We start from the raw sequence: 3,024 nt of genomic DNA on the forward strand, positions 1-3,024 counted from the left end.
CGGCGGCAACGACAGCTACCGCAGCTACCGCAGCAACGGCGACTACTGCTGCCACTGCTGCCACCGTTGCCACCTCGGCGGGTCTGGGAAACATGATGGCCACAGCCGTCTTGACCTCTATGGCCAGCACGGCAGCCGTCAGCGGAATCAACAACAGAGGCAACCTTGGGGCTGTACTCAAAGATGTTACTTCCAAGGAAAGCCTTAAAGGTTATGTGGTTGCCGGAGTAAGCGGTGGTATCGGGAATGCGAGCATTGGTGCTCGATTAGCGGTTAACTCTGCGTTGAAAACAGTCGTCAATGGCGGGAAGTTCAAAGACAACGTCGCCCAGACCGCGATCGGAATGGCCGCTGATATGCTTAGTGGGGCGATCTACGACAAGGTCGGTGATCGTTTGTTAGGTAGTGGTTTACCGACCAAGGTTGCAGTTCACGCCATAGTAGGTGGTTTGATCGGTGAGGCGGCAGGTGGAGACTTCACTACTTCGGCGCTGGCGGCTGGCGCAAACAAAGCGTTGGTCCAACTGGTGGGGGACAAAATTTTTCCTGGCGAAGCTCATAACCAAGTGTTGGCCATGACTTCTCAACTGCTGGGTATGACTGTTGCGGCGGCGGCCGGTGGTAGTGATAAGGATCAGCAAGTAGCTGGATGGGTGGCACAGCAGGCGACGGTTAACAACTACCTGAACCACAAGGAGGTTGAGGGATTAATAGAGGAGTCCAGAACCTGTGTCGCCACTAATACCTGTGAGCAGGTAAGAAACAAATACGCAGATTTGAATGATGCCAACGAGAAACGGCTGAGGTCGTTTTGCGAGGCTGATCCAAAAGGATGTAAAGCAGCATTTCAGGATTTGGTGGCGGATTACAACAAGACGCACGAACTCATTTCTCAAGCGCGGGTATCCGACGATATTCCAAGGGAGATGAAACAAGTACTTACAACTGCTCAGTTGATGAATCAAACCACTCAAATTCGCCTTGTGGAGGCTGGGATAGCGTCGGGAGCTGCGCAAGCTGCTAGCGACTTTGCAGGGCAGATGGGTGTCAATGTCGAGCCTGAAACGGTGGGAAGCGTTGCCAAGTGGTCGGCTATACTCCTTGGGGTTGGGAAGGCTGCTGGTGCAAAAGAGGTAGCAGGTACAGCTGCGACGGGCGGGACGAAAGTTGCTGCAACGGAAGGAACGTTTCCAGACGAGGTATTTACCGGGAAGAAACCGCATCAGACGACTCCTGGAATAGGGAGTGTGACACAGGAGAGGTACAACCCCGCGACTGGGAAACTGGAAGAATCTGTGATCGAGTACGACCAGTATGGCCGGCAGGTTAAAAGAACGGATTACACTAATCACGGATATGGGAACCAAGGAAAGCCTGCGGAATATCATTCCGACCCGCACACGCATACCTATGAATATGGTCCAGGCTATGGCTCCAATGGGAAAGAGACGAGGGTCAATAATGATTAGTCTTCCAGAATTGAATGAATTGCTTGTTGCTCACAACTGCTTGCATGCCATTAGTATTCAGTTGAATGAGGATGGAATGGCTTATGATTTATCTCTATCGATTTCGGCCTCTGAAAAGGTAGGGGCTGATGTCGTGCGTATCAGATTCATTGATATTAGCCAATTTACGTCCCGTGATTTTGGCGGCGGATTAACTCAGCTGATGCATATGAACGTTAATAAGCTGGATTCTGGCTTTGATAGGATGCGTTATCAATTGAGTGATCTTGAAGATGGAAAATTATCGTTTTATTTTTCATCGTTCTCGGTTGCTTAAGTGGCGTAATAGGGGACAGACCACGTTTTTCGGGGAGATGAAATAACCTGAAACAGGCTGTGGACGTCATTCCTTGAAGCTTGACTAAGCTTTGTCCACCGTTAACTCTTCAATTCCTAGGTTCTTGATTTGTTGTAAGAAAAAGCGGGGATTTCTCAGAATCTGTCCTCTTTTCTCAAGCCTGGTTCTACCAGAAAGGGAGCATGGGTACCGAAATGAAGTCCGTAGAGATGCAGTTTGCGACGTTATGTGAGCGGGCGATGATGGCTTATGGGGAAGAGTTTGAGATTTCCTATGAGCAAGCACTCCTAGATATTCTAAGGTTTGTAAAAGCGCATCCAAAATTCCGAAGTTTTTTTGTGGAAAAATTCAAGCTCATTCTGTGCTCTCGCGATTCTCCATTTGAGGCGGTTGCCTTTTGTATGAGAGAACTTCAGTGGGAGGAAATTCAGAGTTTTGCCTTGCAGGAGCTGAATGCATCGCAAGACTGCCGAAGTGAGTCGCTGCTCAGCGTCATTACCGCGTATGACGAAATTTGGCCGGATGAGGATATTTATGAGTACTACAGCTCAAGCTAGCGAATAGAAAAGGGGACATCCATTAGCCTGTCTCGAGTCAAGGCTAATAGGTGTCCCCTTTTTAGTGCAGATTGTTTGCGGCTTGGAAGGCTCCACCATTGTACCCACTCTGAAAAAGAGCCTTCCTCTCAAATAAATCGTACCTCGCGATGAGGTACATGGTTATCGCGGGGTACGGCGTTAAGCACCATCGTTTTGCGAGATTTTGCACGCACGGCCTGAGGTTCAGTGGGTCCTTCCCCCGCAACGTGCGGGAACAGTGTGTGCGTTACTTCAGTGCTGCGCCCGTATCTGGCGCCCCAACACATCCATCACATCGCAGCCATCACGCAGCAGCATGGCCGCTGCGTGGGCGATTTGCTGTACGTCTGCACCTTTGGCATGGGCAATGTCGAGGCTGGCGAGGCTTTCCATCATCTGCGTGACCGCCAGAAACCGCGTCGCGGCGTTTCTGTGCAGCACATCCAGCGGTGCTTGGGTGGCGACCAGCAGCACCGGGATATCGCAATCATTGTTGGTCATCGGCATATGCGGGTTCATGCGTCATCTCCCGGTTGGGCGGCGTGCAGTCCGTCGATCGAAGCCTGGAGCAATGAGCGGGCGGTGCCGAGCATCTGCTGGCTGGCCCAGCGTAACGAGACGATGTGTTCCGGGCGGGTGG

At 51.3% G+C, this 3,024-nt stretch carries 4 protein-coding genes; 3 read left to right on the forward strand and 1 reads right to left on the reverse strand.

Annotated elements, in window-relative coordinates:
- From FPT12_RS28190 to FPT12_RS27555, 3 genes are all read left to right on the forward strand, one after another.
- The coding region (locus FPT12_RS28190) for a DUF637 domain-containing protein (RefSeq protein ID WP_256676879.1) at window positions 1-1,469 on the forward strand (1,469 nt) is incomplete at its 5' end.
- Window positions 1,462-1,785, forward strand: a complete 324-nt coding sequence (locus FPT12_RS27550; RefSeq protein ID WP_256676880.1) for a hypothetical protein — start codon at window positions 1,462-1,464, stop codon at window positions 1,783-1,785. The genes FPT12_RS28190 and FPT12_RS27550, both read left to right, overlap by 8 nt.
- A 203-nt stretch (window positions 1,786-1,988) precedes the next feature.
- Window positions 1,989-2,363: a hypothetical protein gene (locus FPT12_RS27555; protein WP_256676881.1), complete on the forward strand. Its 375-nt coding sequence runs from the start codon at window positions 1,989-1,991 to the stop codon at window positions 2,361-2,363.
- 273 nt (window positions 2,364-2,636) lie between these two features.
- On the opposite strand, the gene FPT12_RS27560 is transcribed toward FPT12_RS27555, so the two are convergent.
- Window positions 2,637-2,903, reverse strand: a complete 267-nt coding sequence (locus FPT12_RS27560) for a short-chain dehydrogenase (protein WP_145022784.1) — start codon at window positions 2,901-2,903, stop codon at window positions 2,637-2,639.
- Between the last annotated feature and the right edge of the window lie 121 nt (window positions 2,904-3,024).

Origin of the sequence: Pseudomonas sp. H3(2019), assembly GCF_007713465.1 — a bacterium.
Taxonomy (GTDB): Bacteria; Pseudomonadota; Gammaproteobacteria; order Pseudomonadales; family Pseudomonadaceae; genus Aquipseudomonas.

Coding starts and splice junctions, on each gene's coding strand:
- FPT12_RS27550 (WP_256676880.1), top strand. CDS start 1,462: ATGATTAGTCTTCCAGAATTGAATGAATTGCTTGTTGCTCACAACTGC.
- FPT12_RS27555 (WP_256676881.1), top strand. CDS start 1,989: ATGGGTACCGAAATGAAGTCCGTAGAGATGCAGTTTGCGACGTTATGT.
- FPT12_RS27560 (WP_145022784.1), bottom strand. CDS start 2,903: ATGAACCCGCATATGCCGATGACCAACAATGATTGCGATATCCCGGTG.